This is a genomic window from Saccharomonospora sp. NPDC046836 (genome assembly GCF_040645195.1).
Taxonomy (GTDB): domain Bacteria; phylum Actinomycetota; class Actinomycetes; order Mycobacteriales; family Pseudonocardiaceae; genus Prauserella_A.
Genome location: NZ_JBEYXW010000111.1, coordinates 1 through 2,607 on the forward strand (window position 1 = coordinate 1; position 2,607 = coordinate 2,607).

The following is a 2,607-nucleotide window of genomic DNA, read 5'->3' on the forward strand; positions in this document are numbered from 1 at the left end:
GCGCCGAGCAGCACCACGGCGTCGGGCCGCTGACGGCGCAGCGCGCTGGTGCAGAACACCGCGAAGACCAGCCCGGTGACCAGCAGCGGCTGGACCACCAGGTCAAGATCCGCGGCCACCGCGTGGAGACCGGCGAGATCGAGACCGCGCTGCTCGCCCACCCCCTGGTCACCCGGGCCGCCGTCATCCTCCGCGAGGACACCCCCGACGCCCGGCACCTGGTGGGCTACGTCGCCGCCACCGGTGAGGTGCCCGACGCCGAGCTGCGCGAGCTGCTCGCGGCGACGCTGCCGGAGTACATGGTCCCGGCGGCCTTCGTCACCCTGGACGCGCTGCCGCTCAACGCCGCCGGCAAGCTCGACCGGGCCGCCCTGCCCGCACCCCACTTCACCGCCGACACCACCGCGTACACCGCGCCCCGCACGGAGACCGAACAGCTGCTCGCCGGCATCTGGGCCGAGATCCTCGGCGTCGAACGGGTCGGCGTCGACGACAACTTCTTCGACCTCGGCGGCGACTCGATCATCAGCCTCCAGGTGGTCTCCCGCGCCCGCCGCGCCGGGCTCGCCCTCACCTCCCGCGACGTCTTCCTCCACCCGACCGTCGCCGCCCTCGCGCCGGCCGTCCAGCCCGCCGGGGAGACGGCCGGGGTCCTCGCCGAACAGGGCCCGCTCTCGGGCCCGGTGCCCGTGCTCCCGGCCAGCGCCTGGTTCTTCGAGACGCATCCGGCCGCGCCCGGGCACTTCAACTTCTCGGTCGCCGTCGCCCTCACCCCCGCGTACGACGCGGCCGCGCTGCGCGCCGCCGTGACCGCCGTGCTCGCCCACCACGACGCCCTGCGCCTCACCTTCGACACCACCGCCGGGCCGCGCCCGGCCGCCACGTACCTCGGCGACGTCGACACCGACGCGGTCCTCGACGTCCACGACCTGACCGCCGGGGACGGTCCGGCGGACACGCCGGAGGACCGGTGGCGCGCCGCCGTCCTCGCCGCGCACCGCGGCTTCGACCTGGCGGACGGTCCGCTGATCCGCTTCGTCGTCGGGCGGCAGGGCACCGGGCGGCCCGCGCGGCTGGCCGTGGTCGCCCACCACCTGGTGATGGACGGCGTCTCCCTGCGCGTCCTGATGGAGGACCTGGCCGCCGCCTACGAGCAGATCACCGCGGGCGGCCGGGCGGAGCTGGGCCCGAAGGGCACCTCGGTGCGGCAGTGGGCCGAGCGGCTGGCCGCGCACACCGCCGCCGGGGGCTTCGACGACCAGATCCCGTACTGGCGGGCCGTCGGCAAGCAGGCCGGGACCGCGCTCCCCGTCGACCTGCCGGGCGGCCGCAACACCGTCGCCACCCAGGCCGCCGTCTCCCTCGCCCTCACCGCCGCGCAGACCGAAGCCGTGCTCCAGCAGGGCTCCGCCCTCTACCGCACCCAGGCCAACGACGTCCTGCTCACCGCCCTCGCCCGCGCCCTGCGCACCTGGACGGGGCACGACAGGGTCGCCGTCACCCTGGAGGGCCACGGCCGTGAGGAGCTGTTCGCCGACGTCGACCTGACCCGTACCGTCGGCTGGTTCACCTCGCTGCACCCGATCGCCCTCGCCCTGCCCGAACCGGCCGGGGACGACCCGGACGGCGGCTGGGCCGACGCGGTCAAGTGCGTCAAGGAACAGCTGCGGGCCGTCCCGCAGCGCGGCATCGGCTACGGCGCCCTGCGCCACCTCGCCGACGCCCCGGTGGGCCGCCTCGACCCGCTGGTCAGCTTCAACTACCACGGTCAGTTCGACGTCTCCGGCGACGAGAGCGAGGCCGGCCTGTTCGGCGCGGCCCTGCCCTCCGTCGGCGGCGAGCACGCCCCCGCCGAGCGCCGTACCCACCTGCTGGACGTGGTCGGCGCCGTCCAGGACGGACAACTCGTCTTCTCCTGGCTCTACTCGGCCGACACCTACCGCGAGGAGACGGTGCGCGGCCTCGCCGAGAGCTTCGCCGCCGAACTGGCCGCCTTCGCCGAGCACTGCGCCCGCCCCGGCGCGGGCGGCTGCACCCCCTCGGACTTCCCGCTGGTCCCCCTCGGCCAGGCCGAGGTGGACCGGATCGCCGGGGACGGCCGCACGGTCGAGGACATCTACCCCCTGACCCCGCTCCAGTCCGGCATGCTCTTCCACGCCCTGGCCGACCCCGGCTCCGGCGCCTACCTGGAGCAGCTGACCTTCACCCTGGAGGGCGTCACCGACGTCGAACGGCTCGCCACCGCCTGGCGGCGGGTCCTGGAGCGCGCCGACGCGCTGCGCGTCTCGCTGGTCTGGGAAGGCGTACCGGAGCCCGTCCAGGTGGTGCGCCGGCAGCTGGAGGCCCCGGTGCACCTCGCCGACTGGTCAGCCGCGGCCGAGGCCGAACGGGCGCTGCTGCTCGCCGACTTCCTCGCCGAGGACCGCGCCCGGGGCGTCGACCTCGCCGAGGGCCCGCTGCTGCGCGTGGCCCTGATCGGGCTCGGCGCCGGGGACGTGCAGGTCGTGTGGACCTGGCTGTTCGTTGTGCGGTGAACTGGGCGATGAGACGGCGTGTGATGCGCGGCGCGAGTAGCGACTCTCCGGCAGCGACCACGCGGATGCCGTG

The 2,607-nt window shown here is 75.4% G+C and carries 1 protein-coding gene; it reads left to right on the top strand.

Annotated features, from left to right (window positions below; genetic code table 11):
* The first annotated feature begins 122 nt into the window (after positions 1-122).
* Positions 123-2,534, top strand: a complete 2,412-nt coding sequence (locus ABZ863_RS35495) for a condensation domain-containing protein (RefSeq protein WP_358544154.1) — start codon at positions 123-125, stop codon at positions 2,532-2,534.
* The last annotated feature ends 73 nt before the right edge of the window (positions 2,535-2,607 follow it).